The organism is Lysinibacillus sp. CD3-6, assembly GCF_006351725.2.
In the GTDB taxonomy this organism is placed as follows: Bacteria; Bacillota; Bacilli; order Bacillales_A; family Planococcaceae; genus Lysinibacillus.
In genome coordinates this window covers 1,026,993-1,045,331 of record NZ_CP085880.1, presented here as the reverse complement: position 1 = coordinate 1,045,331, position 18,339 = coordinate 1,026,993, and the positions used below count along the sequence as shown (strand labels likewise).

Sequence of the window (18,339 nt, the reverse complement as noted above, 5' to 3'; positions counted from 1 at the left end):
TTATTTTGTGCTAAAGGGCATAAAAAAAGAACTACCCTTAGTAGGATAGCTCTCTATTTTCCTGTTAAACCGACAAATTTCTTCAAATCTATAATTCCAACATGCCTTTAATAGTTCTAAAGATACATTTTTTATTCTTATAAATAAAGTAAATAGTGGTGATTTCCAACGCTATATGTTTTCTTGAGCATTTCATCAATTAACGTAGGTCCAAACTCATTGATATATTGATAAGGATTATAAGAACGTTCTTGGAACCCATCATTTGGATATAGCTCATTTTGTAATGTCATAAATTTACGGATAGTCGTCTCATGCTTGCTCAGCACCGTTTGTTCTACCTTTTGTTGCAAATACTCAAACTGCCTCACATGATTTTCTTTATTTTTTTCAAGTATTTTATCTAGCGACATATGTTGTTGCGCGAAATATTGCTCAAGAGTAGCGTATTTTTCTAAAACTAGTTGTTGCATCTCTAGTATTTGACGTTTCGCCTCATCATCTTGAACTTCAGCAATAAATTGCTCCTTCAACGCCGTCGCCTTGCCATCCAATACATCCGTTACTGTTAAATGATATTCACCCAATAGTTGTTCTACATGTCGTGTAACAATCGTAATATTGAGACGTGGTGCAAAAATTGGCATTTGTAAACCTAATATAGAAAAGGCATCCTTTAATGTTGCCCAATATGCAAGCTCACCTGGTCCACCAACAAACGCCAAAACAGGTAACGTCATTTCTTGCATTAATGGACGCGTTACAACATTATTACTTAATTGCTCTGTGTGTTTTTCCGCAATTGTTAATAACTCTTCACGTGAAAGTTTGATATTTGCGGCTAAATTGATAAATTGATCGTGTCGTCTTTCTAGTAAAAAACGTTCTCCATCTTTGACATAGAACAGGTTCGCTGCATCATCAGTTGCTAAAATCGGCTTCCCGTAACCAGCACTTTCCAATACCGCTTCCTTTTCCGTTACTAGTTTTGCAATTTCCTCACTATGGTTGATAAGCTGCACAAAATTATTACGTTCGTAATGACGGAAGTTCACATCTGCCGCATCAATCATGAGCAGCCCTTCTTCTTTAAACAACTCATTCATTAGTCGCGCAAAGAAATCTGTGAATGTTTCACTATTGTTCAATGCCTCCAATAGTTGATTGAACATTTTTTCAGTGTGTGCTGTTTCTCCAAAATCCTTAATGATCGTATTAATTAATTGAACCATCGCTTCTTTGTTTATGCTTGTTGTCGATGCCATTGTTTTTCTTCGCGAACGTTCACCATACGCACGTTTTTTAATATCCATATCATGCATTGTAAATGTATGGTTAATTTCCTCTAAGTCATGATCTTCTCCAGCTATCCAAAAAATAGGCACAACTGGTCGTTGAAGCTTTTCACTTTGTTCTTTTGCTAATGATATAACCGAAATTGCCTTATGAACCGAGTAAAGAGGGCCAGTTAATACACCCGCTTGTTGCCCACCGACAACCGCAACAGCTCCTTGCTCTAGTTGTTGCAAATGCTCATTCGTTTTTTCTGATAAGCCAAGCGGCTCCATAAACTGACGAATTATTGCTGTTAATTCTTTTTGGTCACACGCTCGTTGCTCCAAATATTTCGCCCGCTTTTCAAACGATTTATCATTATACTCATATTCAAAAAACTCATGAATGGCAGTATTTGGCGACCAATAATCTGCTAGCACACGATTTTTCACGGGTACTTGGATTGACTCCAGTTTCATTTAACACAAACTCCTCTACTCACTAAATCATCGTATTCCTTGTAAACATTTTAATGCTATTATTTTAACGCTTCTGTCTCCAACATGAAAAGAAAATGCTTATACAGAGTGTAAATATTCTACAACAGATTGAATCATGCCGACTATACAAATCAAAATATATGCTGCGCTAAGTACTAAAAATAAAAAACGCCAAATTTTCCGCAGTAGCGGCTTTACCTCAATTTCTCTTTTTGTACGCCAGTCTATATATGTAAAAACAATTGCCAGTATTATTGCTAGCATTATTAAAATAGCCCCAACATTCACTCCCCACAGCACTCCAATTGCCAACGGTACTGAAAAAAACAAGCAGAACGTTGTTACATCAGATGCGGCTCCAAAGGCATGGGTACCACGAATATTAACCTTTCGACTAATAACATAGACAATGCCAAATAAAAGAATTGGACAAAAAATAATAACGCTGATGACTATATGTAAAAAATCTTTCAAGATTGCCCACCGCTCTCTTCAAGCGCTAGAACTTGGTGATATAAAGTTCGCAATGTAGGTAATGGGTAACCATTTGCAGCAGCTTTTTGTAAAACTGCCCCAACAATTGTTTCTACCTCACTTTTTCTCCCTTGTATACGATCAGCTAGCATAGATGAGGTATTCGCCGCTGTTTTTTCACACAAAGCGATTACTGCTGAAAACGGAATAGTACTTTCAATGCCTTTAAAAGCCTCTGTTAGCTCTTGATATATGGTATGCATTAACAAGTATGCGTGCTTATTCGTAACTAACTCCCCATTCTTCATTTGCAAAACAGCTGTTATCGGGTTAATCATACAATTGAAAACTGCTTTTTCAAAAAGCATTTGTTCGGCGTTTTCAACCAACTCTATTGGAAATAACGGATTTTTCAAGTGTAGCAACTTTTCAAATACAACACTACTTCCACGCGCTACTCCTATTTTGCACAAACCCACGCCTCTATGTTGAACAGTTGTCAAATCAATAGTTTGCGCACCGAAAGAAACTGAGCAAAATGCAATTGTATTTTGTGGTAAGCGCAATGCCTCATCAAAATGCGCTAGTCCATTTTGTACAAACAATACTGGCACTTCCTGAGGGAAACCTAATAATTGTTTATAGATATTTTGTAAATGACCATATTTTACAGCTACTACTATTAAATCTGGTCGAGGGAGCATCTCTAACTCAACGCTAGAAGCAATTTGATGGATTGTCTTTGTACCATCTATATGGACTCTCGTTATATGCTTCAAATTAAGCTCATCGGCTTGTTCTTGTCTTCTTACAACTAACGTCACATCGAAACAAGCCTCTACTAAGAAACTAGCCATTAGCTGACCGACTGCACCAGCTCCAATAACTACTACATTCACAACGTTCGCCACCTCCACTTAATGTAAAGAGGCTATCTAAACAGTAATAAAAAAACCTTTAAACAGCCTAAACTGAAGTACTAAACAACTTCTCCAGCATTTACTTGTCTCGTTCTACAATACCATAAACACCATTTTCTTTACGCCATAGAAGGAGGTGCCTCAGAAATTCATCTGAGACACCTCCTTTTCAGGTGTTTCTATTATACAAGATTAGCTGGTGTTTATGATACAAGAATGGTTATTTTCATCCAATGTAGGTAAAATGTTGAGTCGACGTTAGCGTTTACATTCTATGACTTCTTTTGCATCATTTTCTTAAAAGACCTTACTCTTTCTTTGAAAAAGAACGTAACGATCTACTTACAATCATTTTCCCTTCGACCCGTTAATCTTTCATTAAAGAATAGCCTTGCTGTAACCACTTCACTAGCTTTTCATGTTCATTTTGTAATTCCCGATGTTTAATCTCAAGACTTTGATAAGCTTCTGTCAATTCATCAAAACTCGTTAACGCTAATTTCAAATGACTTCGCATAGATTGTTGAGGTTGATTGCGAACAGCTAAAAGCGATTGACTATATTGCCCGCGTAACGTCTTGTTCCAACGAAAACCACACGCTTGTTTTGTACGTCCAAGTTCATCCGCAGCCATTTCAAATGCCTCTAACTGCGTTTTCCCATTTTGCACATTATGCAAGACGATTTCTGCTAATCTTTCATCGTCTTCCTTCGTCCATTGATCTTTTCTTTTTTTCAGTTCCATAATCTATCACCCTCACATTTTTTACTACTATATGCGTTATCAGGCAAAATAGAATCACAGGACGAAAAAAGACAGTGATTATGTTTGAATGTAATCACTGCCACTATACGCTATTTATTGTTCTTTTTAGTTAGAAAATTATTAACTGCCTCATGATGTGCTTCGCTCTCCCACAATTTTGCACATGTGCGAACTTCCTCCATTACACGCTCATACATATTACGTTCACGCCATTTAAGAAGTTCAATTTCTTTATATGCCTTGTGCACAGAAGGATGAATTTTACGCATATGTTCAATAAAATCATTTAACGCAAGTTGCTTCGATCCCTCAAATACGCGCATCGCCCAACCAATGTCATATAGTAATTCAGCTGGATATGGCTTTGCATCCACTAGCATCTTCATTGCGCGATCATGACGTAAACCTCGTTCAAATAAGTATGTACCGCCACCCCATCCACTTGTAATTGCTAATGTTCCTTGAATAAAGCCACATTTAGCATGACTCGCCACTAAGCGAAAATCACAAGCAGTCGCTATCTCACAACCTCCACCTACAGCTGTTCCATTGATTAACGCAATCGTCGGTACTGGCAATGTAGCAAGATCATATAAAATCTCACCCATCTTACTTAACATACCAAACGCTTCATCTTCCGTTTCAAGGGAATGAAACTCCGATAAATCGCCACCTGAACAAAAGGATTTTTCCCCCGCTCCTGTCACGACTAAAAAACGTACATCGTCATGATTTTGTATATATGTAATTACTTCCCGAAGACCATTCATTACCTCATCGTTCACAGCGTTACGCTTTTCCTCACGATTTATAGTAAATGTCATAATCCCATCTTGATTGTCAATTATATAAGCCACTACTGTTCCCCCTTAGTCCCCTTCAATTATGTTTAGTGTAATCGGAGCCAACTAAAAACCCCTAAGCCCCCACTGACTACAAGTTAAATAAATTGTATCACACAATTATTATAGTACTATATAACTTTATAATATTTATTAAAAATTCTGTCACTTCACATAAACAAAAAGGCTAGTAAAGAGCCATGGTCTCTCTACTAGCCTTTTAAGTGAGCAAACACTGTATTATTTGCTTACTACTTCTTTACCTTTGTATTGTCCGCAAGCTTTGCAAACACGGTGTGATAATTTTGCTTCACCACAGTTTGGGCAAGCTACCATACCAGGTACAGATAGTTTGAAATGCGTACGACGCTTTCTTTTTGCAGTTTTAGAAGTTCTTCTAAATGGTACAGCCATTGATGGCACCTCCTTACAGATCGTCTATTCGTCTGTTTGATCAAAATACTTAGCTAAATCAGCTAGTCTTGGATCCACTTTTGGTTCGTCAGTTTTTTTGTGAAGTTCCACGTCTTCATCAGTTGCGTAAGACCAGTTTTTACCACCATGCACTTGTCCTTCGGTATTCTCTTTGAATACTTGCATTGGTACCTCAAGAAGAACTAACTCCTCAATAACTGGCTTCATGTCGATAACATCACCATCTAGATAGTGAATATCACCGTCATCTTCCCCTCTTTTTTCTTCGTCAATCCAGCTGAACATTTCAACTGTCTCAACGTTGATAGGAAACTCAACATCTTCCCAAGTGCGAGCACACGGGAGTGTTAACGTAGCTGTCACAGTAAGCTGACAAGTCATTTGCGATGCACCGAATGTACATAGCCCTTTTACATGAACGGGCGAAATTGCTCGAATATCCTGGTTTCGCTCCATCACCTCATCCAATTGGACATAGGTATCGATCGGCATTCCGTCTTGACGGTATTTAGATAATTGATGAATTGACCATTTCATTCGTTTAATCACCTCGAGACAACACTGTTGATTATATAATGTGTAAAAATAGATGTCAAGATAATTTCTTGTCACCACTCGAAAACCCACCTATAATTAAGTACATCATAATTATGCTACTTAGCCACAATACACAACCTATACAAAAATTTCAATAGCAATGTGCAAAGAATAGCTAAAGGCACTATAAAACTATTTGTAGCAACCTGATTGGTCAGAAACAAGTAGCACCAAATAGAAATAAAGGGGGTTTTACGTAATGAAAGCAGTTGGTATTGTTGTTGAATATAATCCTTTTCACAATGGACATGCTTATCACTTAGAACAGGCAAAAAAAGTAGCGCAAGCAGATATAGCAATTGCTGTTATGAGCGGTACATTTTTGCAGCGCGGTGAACCTGCCATGGTAGATAAATGGACACGTACAAAAATGGCCCTCGCTAGCGGAGTTGATATTGTAATTGAGCTACCGTATGTCTATAGTACCGCACCCGCTACGGATTTCGCAAAGGGGGCGATTGCATTATTATCGGCAATTCGCTGTGATGCTTTTGCTTTCGGTAGCGAAGATGGCTCAATACAACCCTTTATGAATACGTACCAATTAATTACGAAGCACCGCACCGAATATGACGCACTTATTAAAGAAAGCGTTAAAACAGGTGTTAGCTATCCTAAAAGCTTACATTATGCCTATGAACAGCTTTCACAAAAGTTTCCTGCTACATACATTGACTTAGCACAACCAAACAATATACTAGGCTTCCATTATATTGAAGCGGCTATGACACTAGGGAGTGCTATTAAGCCTTTAACGATTCCACGTATAGCAGCAGGATATCACGACGCTATGCAGGAGGGCGCATCGATTGCAAGTGCCACTGGCATTCGTAAAGCACTTGCTACGACAGGCACATTACAAAGCGTTCGTGATGTACTCCCGCAAGCTTCCTTTCATTATTTGCAAGATTGGTATGAGCAACATAAAAATTTTGCTAGTTGGGAGGCGTTTTGGCCGTTTTTACAGTTTACCCTTATTCGGCATACAGCAAGTGAGCTAACGCGCTATGCGGAAGTAACAGAGGGCATAGAGCACGCACTACTAAAAGCAGCGAAGACGAGTAGCTCATTTAGTAGCTTTATGGAGAAAATAAAATCTAAACGCTATACTTGGACACGTCTGCAACGCATGCTGACACATATTTACACTGGTTTTACGAAGGAGCAACTTAAGAGCTTCCAATCCCCTTCTACAATTCGATTACTTGGCATGAGTACGCAAGGACAAGCGTACTTAGGTATGCATAAAAAAGACTTTACATTACCGTTAATAAGTCGCGTTGCTTCTACAAATGATACTATGCTCGCTGTAGATATACACGCTGCTGAAGTATATAACTTTAGTATAGAGCAAGGGTCCCAGAAATCCCCATTACCAAAAGATTTCCAAACGCCACCAATTCGATTTTAGCAAATTAATACGATGCAACGTCTTCACAGCTGATTGAGTTATAGAGCAAACAACTACCTTAATAAACATCCAGCATAGCAAAAAGTGTTAGATTGATGGCCATCAATCTAACACTTTTTCTCTTTAAACAAACACAAATAGGCATTTATTTAGCCTTTAATTGTTTTAAATACGCAATTGCATCATCGACCGTTTTCACAGGTACAATTTTCATTTTTGTACCGATCTCTTTAGCCGTTTTCACTGCCGTTGCATAATTTGATTCTAATTCAGGATACTTCGCTTTCATTTCAGTTGAGATTTCATCATCAGGCGCAAAAAAGATTTCCATGCCATCTCGATCGGCTGCAATGATTTTGTAATCAATACCACCAATTCGCCCAACTGTTCCATCAATAAGCATTTCACCAGTTCCAGCTACTGCATAGCCTTTTGTTAAATCCTCATCCAATAATTGATTTAAAATTTCCAGTGTAAACATAAGACCTGCTGAAGGACCACCAATATCTTCTGTATGCATTGTGACACTTGGATTCGTTTCAATCGACTTACTTTCTGCATAGGTAATTCCTAACCCAGCTTTTTTTTGCTCTGTTTGAGGAATTTCCTTCAAAGTAATCGTTTCTTCTTGTTCTTTTTGATTTCGTAATAATTGAATGGTCACTTTGTCACCTATTTGTTTTGTTGACAACAAATCAACAAGCATTTGTTGATTCGAAATATCTGTACCGTCCACTTTTGTTATTTCATCACCAGCTTTTAATAAACCATCTGAGGCGCCACCATCTAAGACATTTAATACAAATACACCATTGAAGTGTATCTTCGTCTCTAACCCAGCTCTTTGAAAGGCCACATATTTTGCATTAAATTGAGAGTCAGACATTAACTTTAACTGTCGGATATTATATTCCTCGTCATCCTCTAATGGATTTCTTACTTGTTGAATATCCATTATTTTTTCATATTTTTGCGTTTTCGCCCATAGATACGAAAACGGTGTGGCTTGCTGCATAGCAACTGTCATTAAACTCATTGAGCCCGCTTCATCCGTATGATTATTAGCGACACTCACAAATTTACTTACATCGTATGCACTTCCAGGCTTCATAATATACGCGTCTAGTCGGTATAGCATTAAAAAACAAAGCGCGACTAAAAACACTGCATAAAAACCAATTTTTTTCTTCATTGAATGGACACCTCCCAAGACGCATGCAAAAACCAGTAGTTCATGTTTTTGCCTTTTTCACATATATTAATTTTAGCATTTGCCTATGTGAATGACAAAAAGTTGAAACGAGATGATCACATGTTTGCGACAATTCAAATAGCGCTCTGCATACTTCTTATCCTATTACTCTTGTTATTCCCACAAACTGCTCATACTGGTACAGATTTAGGATTGAATCTATTTATGGAGGCGTTATTTCCGTATTTATTACCTTATCTTATTTTAACGCAATGGCTACTTCGTTTAACCGCTCCCATGCGCGCAAAAACAAAACGAGTTTCTTTATACGTACAAGCCTACTTAATAAGCGCTCTCGGTGGTTATCCAACAGGAGCTACAACCATTGTGTATCTAAAAAACAGTGGACAATTACACCCTAAGGAGGCAAATTTTTTACTCGCTGTTTGTCATGCACCTAGCCCTCTTTTTGTATTAGGCTTTGTTAGCCTTGATTTATTACACAGTAATACGTTTGGTTGGCTGTTTTTATGTTTACTACATAGTTTTAATATTTGTTGCTTAGTAGTCGGTTATTTTTTATTTCGTAAAACCGATCCACCTACTATTTCTATACACAATACCACCTTGTATTCATCCCCATTTTCAGAAAGCATAAAAGAAACAGCACCAACCATTTTGTTAGTTGGAACGACCATTATTTTTTTCACTACGATTCAAACGATTTTACAACAAAGCTTAGATAAAATGTTGCCCAATCTTCCACAATCAGTCGAACATGCTATTGCCGCTATACTAGAAGTAACAAACGGATTAAAAATGACTGTCACAGAATTCGGAGATTTCCAGTACTTATCATTGCTGGTTGTCATTATGCTGACAATGCAAAGCATTAGTATCCATTTACAAATTTTTGTAATTGCAAAATCAGCCAAGCTTTCAGTCAGACCATATATCAAATTTCGCCTTCTTAGCATAATCATTGTGCCTACTATTTATGCTCTTTTTTTCTTAAAATAATAAGTGCCTGACACTCACACAATTTTGTCTACCAAGACCGTTTGATTCCTGCAAAAAGCACGAAACGTAAGACGCGACAAGGAAGGGTACGGCTTGTCACATGCCCGTAGAAAGTGCCAGGCACTCACACAATTAAAAAAGGACTATAGACAGCACTCGGAATTTTCGAGTTGTCTATAGTCCTCTATTTGTTATTTAGCAAAACCGTATTTTTCTTTTAAAGCTTGTTCCACGCAAGCTGGAACAAGTTCATGCACATTGCCACCATACTTCGCTACTTCTTTCACAATGCTAGAGCTTAAGAACGAATATTGATTTTTTGTCATGATAAAAAATGTTTCAATCGTTTCATCAAGAAAGCGGTTCATTGAAGTAATTTGCATTTCGTATTCAAAATCTGAAACCGCTCGAAGGCCGCGCACAATCGCTTTTGCGTTCTTTTCTTTCGCATAATCAATAAGCAGACCTGAAGAACTCTCAATTCGTACATTCGGCAATTCCTTTGTTACTTCTGCCATTAACGCCATACGTTCCTCTACAGAAAATAACGGATTCTTTGATGAATTGTTTAAAACTGCAACATAGACAATATCAAAAACATCAGCTGCACGCTTAATTATATCTAGGTGACCAAATGTAACAGGATCAAAACTTCCAGGAACAACAGCAATTTTCTCCAACTTACTCTCCCTCTTCCCCAGCACAACGATAGACCGAAATAATCGTTCCGCCATATGTTTCTTGTCTCTGTAATAGAAAAGCACCAAAACTAGTTGGTAATTCTACTTCTTTTGCATGTTCACATAAAATAATACCATTGGGTTGTACTTTATCATGATCGACAAGCACCTGTACTAAATCATAGTATTCTTTATGGTGGTAAGGCGGATCTAAAAATACAAGATTAAATGAAATATCACGCTTTAAGAGCGCTTTCACAGCGCGCTTTGCATCAATACGAAAAAGCTCAGAACAGTTTTCATACCGACACTTCTTAATATTTTCCTGCAATACCTGATATGCTTTAGCGTCCTTTTCAATAAAGATAGCATGTTCTGCACCTCTGCTGAGCGACTCTATTCCTAACCCGCCGCTCCCTGCAAATAAATCCAATGCTGTTCCACCATCAAAAAACGGACCGATTATATTAAATATGGATTCTTTTACTTTGTCTGTTGTAGGTCTTGTTGTACTCCCTGCAACTGCCTTTAACGGCATTCCTTTACGTTCTCCTGCTACTACTCTCATAGATGTATTTCACCGTACTTTCTGTTACAAATAGAAAGCATTTTTGCAGCGAAAGAACTCCTCCGCTGCAAAAAATTATTCTTGTGCTTGTGTTAAAACTTGAATGCGACCATCACTTTTTTGTAGTTCTACTAAAAATAGTCGTTGTAGCCAAGCTTCTTCTACATAATAATGATCAACAATTTTTATAATTGGATCAGAAATTGTGGAATATCTACGTTGATTGAACACGTAGAATCCTGATTCTTTCGGGAAGCGGAATGTTCGATTGTCACTATTTACATAATAACCGTTTTTCCCTTCGCCAGCTGTATATCCTAGGTAAGGTAGTAATGTGTCGGCACTGTATAATACTTGACCTTCATATAAAATAACATGCACATCTTTTTTATGAATGCCATCTACATAAATACTACGCTCATCTTCCATTAATAATGGATACGTACCATTTTCTTGTGCTGCATTTAATTGGAAATAAGAAGTTTTTCCATTCAACACAGTTGAAAGTAGCTTATCCATTGTTTCTGGAGAAATGGATTCTTGTCCTAGGTTATCCATCGCTTCCTGCCATGCTAACTGCTGGCTTGCAGTCATGTAGTCTTTTAATGTCTGCACCATTTCCTTTGTCTTCTCTGAACCAATCGTATCCTTCACTAAATAGGATGCCACAACTTCAGCCAACCATGCTGGTGAATTTTCAAAATTATATTGTGAATGAATTTGCGAAAGGATTACTTCTTGCTCAACTGCTTGTGCTGTGAGCGTTGGTAAAAATAATAAACGTTCGTCATGCTGCGCAACAGGATTTTTCTCTTGTATAATCGCAATATGCTCATCATTTAAAAACTTTAAATTTTCAAGTGACTTTAGGAAATCTTTTGAAATTGCTTGCTGTGCATAAATTGTTAACACAGGTGTTTGCTCTTGCGCTTTTAACTCACCAGCCTGCCAATATAAATCACTCGCTGTACCATTGCCGCTAAACATTGTGTAGTTAACAAGTGATAATTGTTGCTGACCAACTAAAGGTAGACCTGTTATCCATTGTCCAACAGTTTTACTATCTGTTGAAATATGAATGACTGAATATGATACTTCTCCATTCGTTAACGTGGCAAAGATATTTTGAAGCAACATTTTATCTTTTAGGCCACCCTCAATTGGGATTATGTATGAAACAGATTGTGATTTTGTTTCTCCTTTTTCAAAATAGGAGACTTCCTCAGATAAACGATTACAACTATTTTCGTTATCGATAAAACATGTTGGGTTTGTCGCATCTTCAGGCCATTTTATTTTTACCTTTTGATTTGGTAAGTTTTTAAAATGATGACGAATATCTAGACTATTTTCACGATAGACAATCTCAATTTCCTGCGAATAATGGAATGTACCATTTCCTGTCTCTAAATCCGATGAATACGCCTGATATTGGAAAAACAACACACCCGATACAACTAATACTAAAATTGAAAAAAAGCTGACTGCAAATTTCATGTGCTTGACCTCCCGCAGCATGATACTATGTGTATTGGAAAGGATGTGCAATATTAAATGCCACAACAATTTATAGAATTAGGAGAAGGCTATGGCGATGTTTATGAACTACTTGAAATTATTAAAACGAATCAAGGTCGCTTTCACCAAGCCTTTATACTAACATCTACAAAAGAAGATAAAAAGGTAGCTTCTTTAGCTATCGCTTTAAAACCAGTCGGAGACAGTAAATTCATGCCGATTTATATTTGTCGCGAAGGCATTCCATTCAATGAAGAAAAGCCTTCCAAGCGTCAAATGATGTTCGAAGAAAGTATTGAACAACTAGGTCGAAAAGCGGTTGTTGTAGAAATAAAGCACTCATCTATATTTTCGGAGCCAAAACTATTTTATCAATACTTAATTGGAATAATGAGACTTCATCACTATATTCCTGCATTAAACTGACGTTATAGCCCCGCTTTATAGTCGTATTCCTTCGCTTTATCTGGCTTTGCATTTTCGAACTCAGTTTTAACGAAGGGACGATAAGATTCTACAACGTCTTTCACAAATGGAAGGCGTTGTAATTTTATTGTCATCATTTCAATGTCCTCTCGATTGCAATATAATACTACATACTTTTGCTTCCGAGAAATGTAATGAACATGACCATATTTTCGAAGTGATTTCGCATGTTTTAATTGATGGACGTAAACGATTAGCCCTTGTCGTTCGTTCATATAGTTTCCCCTCATTTCTTACATAAAAGCATACCATAGACCGGAAAATGATAGCAACAGAGTTTAGCTGACAGAACGCTCATTTTTCCGTTATAATGGAAAAGCATAGCGCGTTTATCGACAGATTTACTTTCTCTCATGCTAGATAAAAGTGCTTTAGCTTGAACATTGCAAGTGAATTCGCCAGCACCTTTTATATTAATTTGATTGTTAAGGAGGACGAATATGGGTAAGAAAACGAAGATAGCTATTGCAATAGCAGCAGCCAGTGCAGCTGCTTGGGCAGGTAGTAAAGCTATTTCCAAACCTCAACAGCGTGAAGGGAAACAAGCATTACAATTTGATCGCCCGATCATTCTCGCACATCGTGGCGGAGCACATTTAGAACCTGAGCATACAATGCTTGCTTTTGAAAAATCTGCACAATTAGGTGTAGATGGCTTTGAAATAGACATTCGCTTAACTAAAGACGAAGAAATTATTGTCTTCCATGATGCTACCGTAGACCGTACGACTGATGGCTATGGATCCGTATCAGAAATGACATTAGCAGAAATAAACGCATTGAATCATGGCTATCAATTTGAAGACTTAGCAGGTGAGTTACCTTATAAGGATAAAAAAGTTGACGTTGTTACACTACGTGAACTACTAGAAAGCTATCCAAATATGTTAATCAATATTGATATTAAAGATGCACCAGATACGTATGAAGGTAGTTTAATGCCTTCAAAACTATGGCGATTAATAGAAGAACTTCATGCAGAGGATCATGTCGTTGTTACTAGCTTTTATGGTGAACAAATTGACCGTTTTAATTTATATGCGCAAAATCAAGTTGCGCTTGGCGCAGGTGAATCAGATGTACGCAAAGCATTTGCTTCATTCTCAAGTCAATTCGGACATTTATATCATCCAAAAGTAGACGTATTTCAAATTCCTCCAAAATCAGGTGTTGTTTCGCTCGATTCACCAAAGTTTATTCAGTTTTTAAATAACTTAAACATCCCTGTCCATTATTGGACAATTAACGATTCTGTAACGATGAGTAAATTAATTAATAACGGTGCAAAAGGAATTATTACCGATCGACCTGATATTGCAGTTGAATTACTACAAGAACATGATTGAAGACATAAAGGTAAGAGCAACTATCGTATATGCTCTTACCTTTATCTTTTAATAATATCATTGAGATAATTGAGCTAAAATTGCATCCGTTACCTCCCTCATTGTAGCAGTTCCCCCTAAATCTCCAGTTTTTATGCCTTGCGCCAATGTCGCCTCCATTGCATTTAACACCTTAGTACCGAGCTCTTGATAACCTAAAAAATCAAGCATCATTTTACCTGTCCATATTTGACCAAGCGGATTGGCAATTCCCTTACCCGCTATATCTGGCGCGGAGCCATGCACAGGTTCAAACATAGAAGGATATTCGCGTTCAATATTTAAATTAGCTGCAGGAGCAATACCGATACTTCCCATTATAGCTCCACCTAAATCTGTTAAAATATCGCCAAATAAATTAGAAGCAACGATTACATCAAAGTTTTCTGGTTTCATCACTAGGAAAGCTGCTAGCGCATCAATATGATTCGTCGCTTGTCCAATCGCTTCATAATCTTTACCGACTTCTTCAAAAACCTCATCCCAAAATGGCATACTGTAAGTTAAACCATTGGATTTTGTTGCACTTGTAACATGCTGACGACGTGTTTTAGCCATATTGAAGGCATAACGCATCGCACGTTCAGTTCCTTTTCTCGTAAAGATGGCGTTTTGTATAGCAATTTCATCCTGGCCGCTATGAATACGACCACCACTCTCCGAATATTCTCCTTCTGAGTTTTCACGTACTACAACAAAGTCAAAGCCATTTGGGTTACGTAATGGCGATGGTAAACCTTGTAGTAGCTTTGCTGGACGTACATTAATAGATTGCTTCATTTCACGGCGAATTTTAATTAGTAATCCCCATAAGGAAATATGGTCTGGTACTAAATTCGGCATTCCGACCGCACCTAAAAAGATTTGGTCATAGCCCTTTAATAGTTCAATCCCATTATCAGGCATCATTTTCCCTGTTTCTAAATAATAATCACAGCCCCAAGGAAATGTTGTCCATTCAAATTGAAAACTTCCATCTAATTGTGCAACCTTGTCTAAAACTTCTATCGCTGCTGGTACTACTTCTTTTCCAATACCGTCCCCTGGAATAACAGCAATTCGATATGTATTCATTTCATTGCCCCCTTTTCCCAACTTTTCTTACATACTTACTATATAATTTTTATTGTAAAAAAAATAGAAGCAGTATCCATTTGATATGCCTCTACCTAGTACATAGAAATATGACACATTGATTTCCGTTCCAGACGCTCTCTTTCCGCAGGCACGGCTTCAACTCATTTTAGCTCTTGCTTTTACTGCAAGAGTGTCGCACCTTTCATACCAATCAACTAGTAGCATCTACATATAAAATATTTTGCTCCTTCCCTACTTAAAATAAGGTTATGAATTTATACAACAAAAGACACAACACCTCGAGAGGTATTGTGTCTTTACAATGAAGCAGTGTCATTTTGATACGATTTATATTATGCAGAACAGGAGCATGAGCCACCTGACCCACAACCGCTTCCACATGAAGAATTGGATGCGAAAAACGGATTACTTACTGGTACTTTTACTGCTTCAGAAACAGTTTTCCCAATAAGCAAGCTTATTTCATCTAGTAAATCTTGAAAATCATTTTCAGCTAACTTTAATGCTGAAATCTTTTCATTTAAATCGAGTGAGCGCTTTTGCTGACGAATCGATTTCATAATTGTATGATAATCCGGATGATATTTTCCGAAACGTTGTACATCTTCGTATTGCTCCTTCATGCGACCAAATGCATAAATAGCTTCAACCAGCTCACTATCGCTATAAACGGCATTATACGCTAACCTAAGCGTATTCGCAGGTTCGGAGGAAAGAATCATTTCGCAAAGCGCATCTGCCTCATCTAAAATGATTGCCCATTCAGAGGTTATCATCATTTTAATTCCCCCAATCTAATACCCATCATAACAGATTTTATGGTAATTTTACATTATTGATATTTCTAAATGAAGGAGTTTTAAAATTGGTAACATCATCTAAAGGACAAATTGAAGAATTACTTGCTACTATTTTACAAAATAGTACAGCGGAGGATGAGGAAGTATTATTACACTTGCTAAATGGTATTCACGATAAACAACAAGGTATACATCGCCGTTATATCAATGCTGCTTTACATATGGTAGGCAACTTCGAGCCAGACAGTAGTGAAGTACGGATACCGATTACGCCCGTGATTCACAATACCATTAAAGTTCCGCATGGAGGGATTATTGCGACAATAGCTGATGCCGCAATGGGCGGACTCGCATCGCGTTCTGTTCCAGCAGGCTTTAATGTTGTGACAACAAATATTAACGTGTCCTATATCGCCACTACAACCAATAAAGAGTTAATTGCACGAGGTCGTTTTGTTCATAAAGGACGTCAAACACTTGTAATGGAATGTGACATTGAGGATGAAACTGGTCGTAAACTGGCAATTGCCACCGCTTCGTTCTTCGTTATTCAGCGCCGTCAGTCATAACAGAGAAATAATCTTTAATACATTGTTGATCGGAAAAAGGGAATTTTTGATTTTTTATTTGCTGTGTTTGTTCATGCCCTTTTCCGGCAACAAGCACAATATCTCCTTTTTGCGCTTTAGCCAATGCTTGATGGATCGCAACTTTACGGTCTAAAAAAATTTCATAATATTGCTGTTCTGAAAAACCAGCAATAATACTTTCATTAATTACTATAGGGTCCTCATCTCTTGGATTATCAGTTGTTAAAAAAATAACATCTGCATACTTGCTTGCTACAGCACCCATTGCAAAACGTTTTGCCTTATCTCTATTGCCACCACAACTAAACACAAGGTAGATGGTCTTCTTACTATCAAAGGTTTGTAATACTGCCTGCAATGCCTCTGCCGTATGTGCGTAATCTACATACACTTCAATCCCAAGTGGGTTATCTATGCGCTCTAGTCTACCTTCTGGTAATCTTAGTTCCCACATATGTTCAGCTACTTCATCCATCGAGAAGCCTAAACGCCACACCGCCATGAATGCAGCTACTGCATTTTGCACATGATACTTACCAACAAAAGGTATGGCAATGATGTGTTCAGTCGTTGACGTTTGCAAACATAGTACAGTTTTTCCAATGGTTTCACTCACAATTTGGATATGTAAATCATTGTGATTGTCAAAGCCAAATGAGCAAGATTTTTTCTTGTCGTAAATACCAACGGATCGGCAAAAATTATCGTCTCCGTTTAACACAATTTTTTTAGATAAATCGGCTAACCTTTTTTTAGCACGTTTATACGCTTCTAGCCCTCCATGGTCTTCTATATGATCCTCTGATAAATTTAGAAATACTCCACAATCAATGTCGCAATGATCAAGTCTATGTTGTTGCAATCCCATTGAGGAAGCTTCTAAAACAACATGTGTAACACCTTGACGAACACATTGTTTTAAAATAGGATGGAGCTCTTTTGCTTGTAATGTTGTTAATTGCTCATATTCTGTTTGTTGTTTTTGCCCATTAACAAAGAAGCCTACTGTTCCAATAACTGCTACATTTTTATGTAAAGCCTTTAGTAATTGGCTTACAAAATGACTTACTGTTGTTTTTCCATTCGTTCCTGTTATGGCAATTACCGACAAAGCTTCAGCTGGAAAAGCAGCTAGCTTTGCGCTTGCATATGATAAAAACAAAGCGGTATTCGGTACCCAAACGAAAGGAATGTTTTGATCGCTGAATGGTATTGCAATACTTTCCTCGGATACGACGGCCGCAGCTCCTCTTGCCAGTGCTTCTTTTACAAAACGACTGCCCGATGTTTTTTTTCCTTTTCGCACAATAAAAATATCTCCAGGTTTCACCGCTTGTGCATAATCCTCTACACCAGTAATGATTGTGCGAATGGATCCACCAGTTACACTACATGGCCAATCTTTCAATAGCTCAGCTAATTGCAATGTCTCATCCTCCTTTCAGTTCTCTATCATATGACGGCTTTTGTAACGGTGTGACGAAAAATGTAGATGCCTCCTCATGCCAGTTAAACGGGCTATTTTAAAGGTGGAATCTTGCAATCCATTAACCAGTACAAAAAATATTAGTCGTTCGATTTTGCCGATTTTAAGCACAAAAAAAGATTGTCTTGAATTAATCAAGACAATCTTCTATAAATAAAATTGTTTGAGTGCCTGTCACTTAACATGGGCACTATATCGAAAAAATCCAATTCGCTTTTCAGTAAGCGGCTAACCTCGCTGTCGTACAGTTTGTTGCCTCTTACGTTTTGAGCTGTTCCCGCATAAATTTTTACTTA

The 18,339-nt window shown here is 37.6% G+C and carries 20 protein-coding genes; 5 read left to right on the top strand and 15 right to left on the bottom strand.

Annotated features, from left to right (window positions below):
- Nucleotides 1-137: 137 nt before the first annotated feature.
- The 7 genes from bshC to FH508_RS04845 form a co-directional block, all read right to left on the bottom strand.
- Nucleotides 138-1,754 carry a bacillithiol biosynthesis cysteine-adding enzyme BshC gene (bshC, locus tag FH508_RS04875; RefSeq protein WP_139860192.1) on the bottom strand — a complete coding sequence of 539 codons (1,617 nt, stop codon included), beginning with the start codon at nt 1,752-1,754 and terminating at the stop codon, nt 138-140.
- A 99-nt stretch (nt 1,755-1,853) separates the two neighbouring features.
- Complete coding sequence (locus FH508_RS04870; RefSeq protein WP_139860190.1) at nt 1,854-2,249, bottom strand: DUF3397 domain-containing protein; 396 nt, start codon at nt 2,247-2,249, stop codon at nt 1,854-1,856.
- Entirely contained in the window at nt 2,246-3,148 is a 903-nt protein-coding gene (locus FH508_RS04865; RefSeq protein WP_173477863.1) for a ketopantoate reductase family protein, read from the bottom strand. The genes FH508_RS04870 and FH508_RS04865 overlap by 4 nt, the downstream gene beginning before the upstream one ends.
- Before the next feature lie 388 nt (nt 3,149-3,536).
- A complete protein-coding gene (locus FH508_RS04860; protein ID WP_173477864.1) occupies nt 3,537-3,914 on the bottom strand; it encodes a transcriptional regulator in 378 nt (125 codons plus the stop codon).
- A 110-nt stretch (nt 3,915-4,024) separates the two neighbouring features.
- Nucleotides 4,025-4,792, bottom strand: coding sequence for an enoyl-CoA hydratase/isomerase family protein (locus tag FH508_RS04855; protein WP_173477865.1), 768 nt, complete (start codon nt 4,790-4,792; stop codon nt 4,025-4,027).
- A gap of 225 nt (nt 4,793-5,017) precedes the next feature.
- Complete coding sequence (rpmF, locus tag FH508_RS04850; RefSeq protein WP_010858320.1) at nt 5,018-5,191, bottom strand: 50S ribosomal protein L32; 174 nt, start codon at nt 5,189-5,191, stop codon at nt 5,018-5,020.
- 24 nt (nt 5,192-5,215) lie between these two features.
- Complete coding sequence (locus tag FH508_RS04845; protein WP_139860422.1) at nt 5,216-5,749, bottom strand: YceD family protein; 534 nt, start codon at nt 5,747-5,749, stop codon at nt 5,216-5,218.
- Nucleotides 5,750-6,008: 259 nt separating this feature from the next.
- Here FH508_RS04845 and FH508_RS04840 point away from each other — a divergent pair, with 259 nt between their 5' ends.
- On the top strand, nt 6,009-7,220 hold the full coding sequence (locus FH508_RS04840) for a nucleotidyltransferase (RefSeq protein ID WP_139860424.1): 1,212 nt from the start codon (nt 6,009-6,011) through the stop codon (nt 7,218-7,220).
- A 145-nt stretch (nt 7,221-7,365) separates the two neighbouring features.
- Here the strand turns inward: FH508_RS04840 and FH508_RS04835 are convergent, their stop codons facing one another.
- Nucleotides 7,366-8,412: a SepM family pheromone-processing serine protease gene (locus FH508_RS04835; RefSeq protein ID WP_173477866.1), complete on the bottom strand. Its 1,047-nt coding sequence runs from the start codon at nt 8,410-8,412 to the stop codon at nt 7,366-7,368.
- Nucleotides 8,413-8,454: 42 nt separating this feature from the next.
- Between FH508_RS04835 and FH508_RS04830 the strand changes: the two genes are divergently transcribed.
- Complete coding sequence (locus FH508_RS04830) at nt 8,455-9,432, top strand: hypothetical protein (protein ID WP_173477867.1); 978 nt, start codon at nt 8,455-8,457, stop codon at nt 9,430-9,432.
- A 191-nt stretch (nt 9,433-9,623) separates the two neighbouring features.
- Here the strand turns inward: FH508_RS04830 and coaD are convergent, their stop codons facing one another.
- From coaD to FH508_RS04815, 3 genes are all read right to left on the bottom strand, one after another.
- Nucleotides 9,624-10,112 (bottom strand): pantetheine-phosphate adenylyltransferase, encoded by a 489-nt coding sequence (gene coaD / locus FH508_RS04825; protein WP_173477868.1) that lies wholly within the window; start codon nt 10,110-10,112, stop codon nt 9,624-9,626.
- A 1-nt stretch (nt 10,113) separates the two neighbouring features.
- Complete coding sequence (gene rsmD, locus FH508_RS04820) at nt 10,114-10,680, bottom strand: 16S rRNA (guanine(966)-N(2))-methyltransferase RsmD (RefSeq protein ID WP_173477869.1); 567 nt, start codon at nt 10,678-10,680, stop codon at nt 10,114-10,116.
- A gap of 75 nt (nt 10,681-10,755) precedes the next feature.
- Nucleotides 10,756-12,177 (bottom strand): RNA polymerase II, encoded by a 1,422-nt coding sequence (locus tag FH508_RS04815; RefSeq protein WP_173477870.1) that lies wholly within the window; start codon nt 12,175-12,177, stop codon nt 10,756-10,758.
- Nucleotides 12,178-12,234: 57 nt separating this feature from the next.
- On the opposite strand from FH508_RS04815, the gene FH508_RS04810 reads away from it, so the two are divergent.
- Entirely contained in the window at nt 12,235-12,624 is a 390-nt protein-coding gene (locus tag FH508_RS04810) for a DUF7147 family protein (RefSeq protein ID WP_173477871.1), read from the top strand.
- 2 nt (nt 12,625-12,626) lie between these two features.
- On the opposite strand, the gene FH508_RS04805 is transcribed toward FH508_RS04810, so the two are convergent.
- Nucleotides 12,627-12,899 (bottom strand): YlbG family protein, encoded by a 273-nt coding sequence (locus FH508_RS04805; RefSeq protein WP_173477872.1) that lies wholly within the window; start codon nt 12,897-12,899, stop codon nt 12,627-12,629.
- 225 nt (nt 12,900-13,124) lie between these two features.
- On the opposite strand from FH508_RS04805, the gene FH508_RS04800 reads away from it, so the two are divergent.
- On the top strand, nt 13,125-14,030 hold the full coding sequence (locus FH508_RS04800; RefSeq protein ID WP_173477873.1) for a glycerophosphodiester phosphodiesterase family protein: 906 nt from the start codon (nt 13,125-13,127) through the stop codon (nt 14,028-14,030).
- A gap of 57 nt (nt 14,031-14,087) precedes the next feature.
- On the opposite strand, the gene FH508_RS04795 is transcribed toward FH508_RS04800, so the two are convergent.
- A complete protein-coding gene (locus FH508_RS04795) occupies nt 14,088-15,143 on the bottom strand; it encodes a tartrate dehydrogenase (protein WP_173477874.1) in 1,056 nt (351 codons plus the stop codon).
- 356 nt (nt 15,144-15,499) lie between these two features.
- Nucleotides 15,500-15,946: a YlbF/YmcA family competence regulator gene (locus FH508_RS04790; protein ID WP_173477875.1), complete on the bottom strand. Its 447-nt coding sequence runs from the start codon at nt 15,944-15,946 to the stop codon at nt 15,500-15,502.
- 86 nt (nt 15,947-16,032) lie between these two features.
- On the opposite strand from FH508_RS04790, the gene FH508_RS04785 reads away from it, so the two are divergent.
- The gene (locus tag FH508_RS04785; RefSeq protein ID WP_173477876.1) at nt 16,033-16,536 is read left to right on the top strand and encodes a PaaI family thioesterase; all 504 of its coding nucleotides are present in this window, start codon (nt 16,033-16,035) and stop codon (nt 16,534-16,536) included.
- On the opposite strand, the gene FH508_RS04780 is transcribed toward FH508_RS04785, so the two are convergent.
- Nucleotides 16,514-17,983, bottom strand: a complete 1,470-nt coding sequence (locus tag FH508_RS04780; RefSeq protein WP_173477877.1) for a UDP-N-acetylmuramoyl-L-alanyl-D-glutamate--2,6-diaminopimelate ligase — start codon at nt 17,981-17,983, stop codon at nt 16,514-16,516. The two genes, FH508_RS04785 and FH508_RS04780, sit on opposite strands and share 23 nt — an antisense overlap.
- Between the last annotated feature and the right edge of the window lie 356 nt (nt 17,984-18,339).

Bases quoted from the DNA above. Each gene is read 5' to 3' on its own strand.
- FH508_RS04810 (WP_173477871.1), top strand. From the start codon at position 12,235: ATGCCACAACAATTTATAGAATTAGGAGAAGGCTATGGCGATGTTTAT.
- FH508_RS04805 (WP_173477872.1), bottom strand. From the start codon at position 12,899: ATGAACGAACGACAAGGGCTAATCGTTTACGTCCATCAATTAAAACAT.
- FH508_RS04860 (WP_173477864.1), bottom strand. From the start codon at position 3,914: ATGGAACTGAAAAAAAGAAAAGATCAATGGACGAAGGAAGACGATGAA.
- FH508_RS04840 (WP_139860424.1), top strand. From the start codon at position 6,009: ATGAAAGCAGTTGGTATTGTTGTTGAATATAATCCTTTTCACAATGGA.
- rpmF (WP_010858320.1), bottom strand. From the start codon at position 5,191: ATGGCTGTACCATTTAGAAGAACTTCTAAAACTGCAAAAAGAAAGCGT.
- rsmD (WP_173477869.1), bottom strand. From the start codon at position 10,680: ATGAGAGTAGTAGCAGGAGAACGTAAAGGAATGCCGTTAAAGGCAGTT.
- FH508_RS04835 (WP_173477866.1), bottom strand. From the start codon at position 8,412: ATGAAGAAAAAAATTGGTTTTTATGCAGTGTTTTTAGTCGCGCTTTGT.
- bshC (WP_139860192.1), bottom strand. From the start codon at position 1,754: ATGAAACTGGAGTCAATCCAAGTACCCGTGAAAAATCGTGTGCTAGCA.
- FH508_RS04790 (WP_173477875.1), bottom strand. From the start codon at position 15,946: ATGATGATAACCTCTGAATGGGCAATCATTTTAGATGAGGCAGATGCG.
- FH508_RS04795 (WP_173477874.1), bottom strand. From the start codon at position 15,143: ATGAATACATATCGAATTGCTGTTATTCCAGGGGACGGTATTGGAAAA.
- FH508_RS04800 (WP_173477873.1), top strand. From the start codon at position 13,125: ATGGGTAAGAAAACGAAGATAGCTATTGCAATAGCAGCAGCCAGTGCA.
- FH508_RS04845 (WP_139860422.1), bottom strand. From the start codon at position 5,749: ATGAAATGGTCAATTCATCAATTATCTAAATACCGTCAAGACGGAATG.
- FH508_RS04830 (WP_173477867.1), top strand. From the start codon at position 8,455: ATGTTTTTGCCTTTTTCACATATATTAATTTTAGCATTTGCCTATGTG.
- FH508_RS04815 (WP_173477870.1), bottom strand. From the start codon at position 12,177: ATGAAATTTGCAGTCAGCTTTTTTTCAATTTTAGTATTAGTTGTATCG.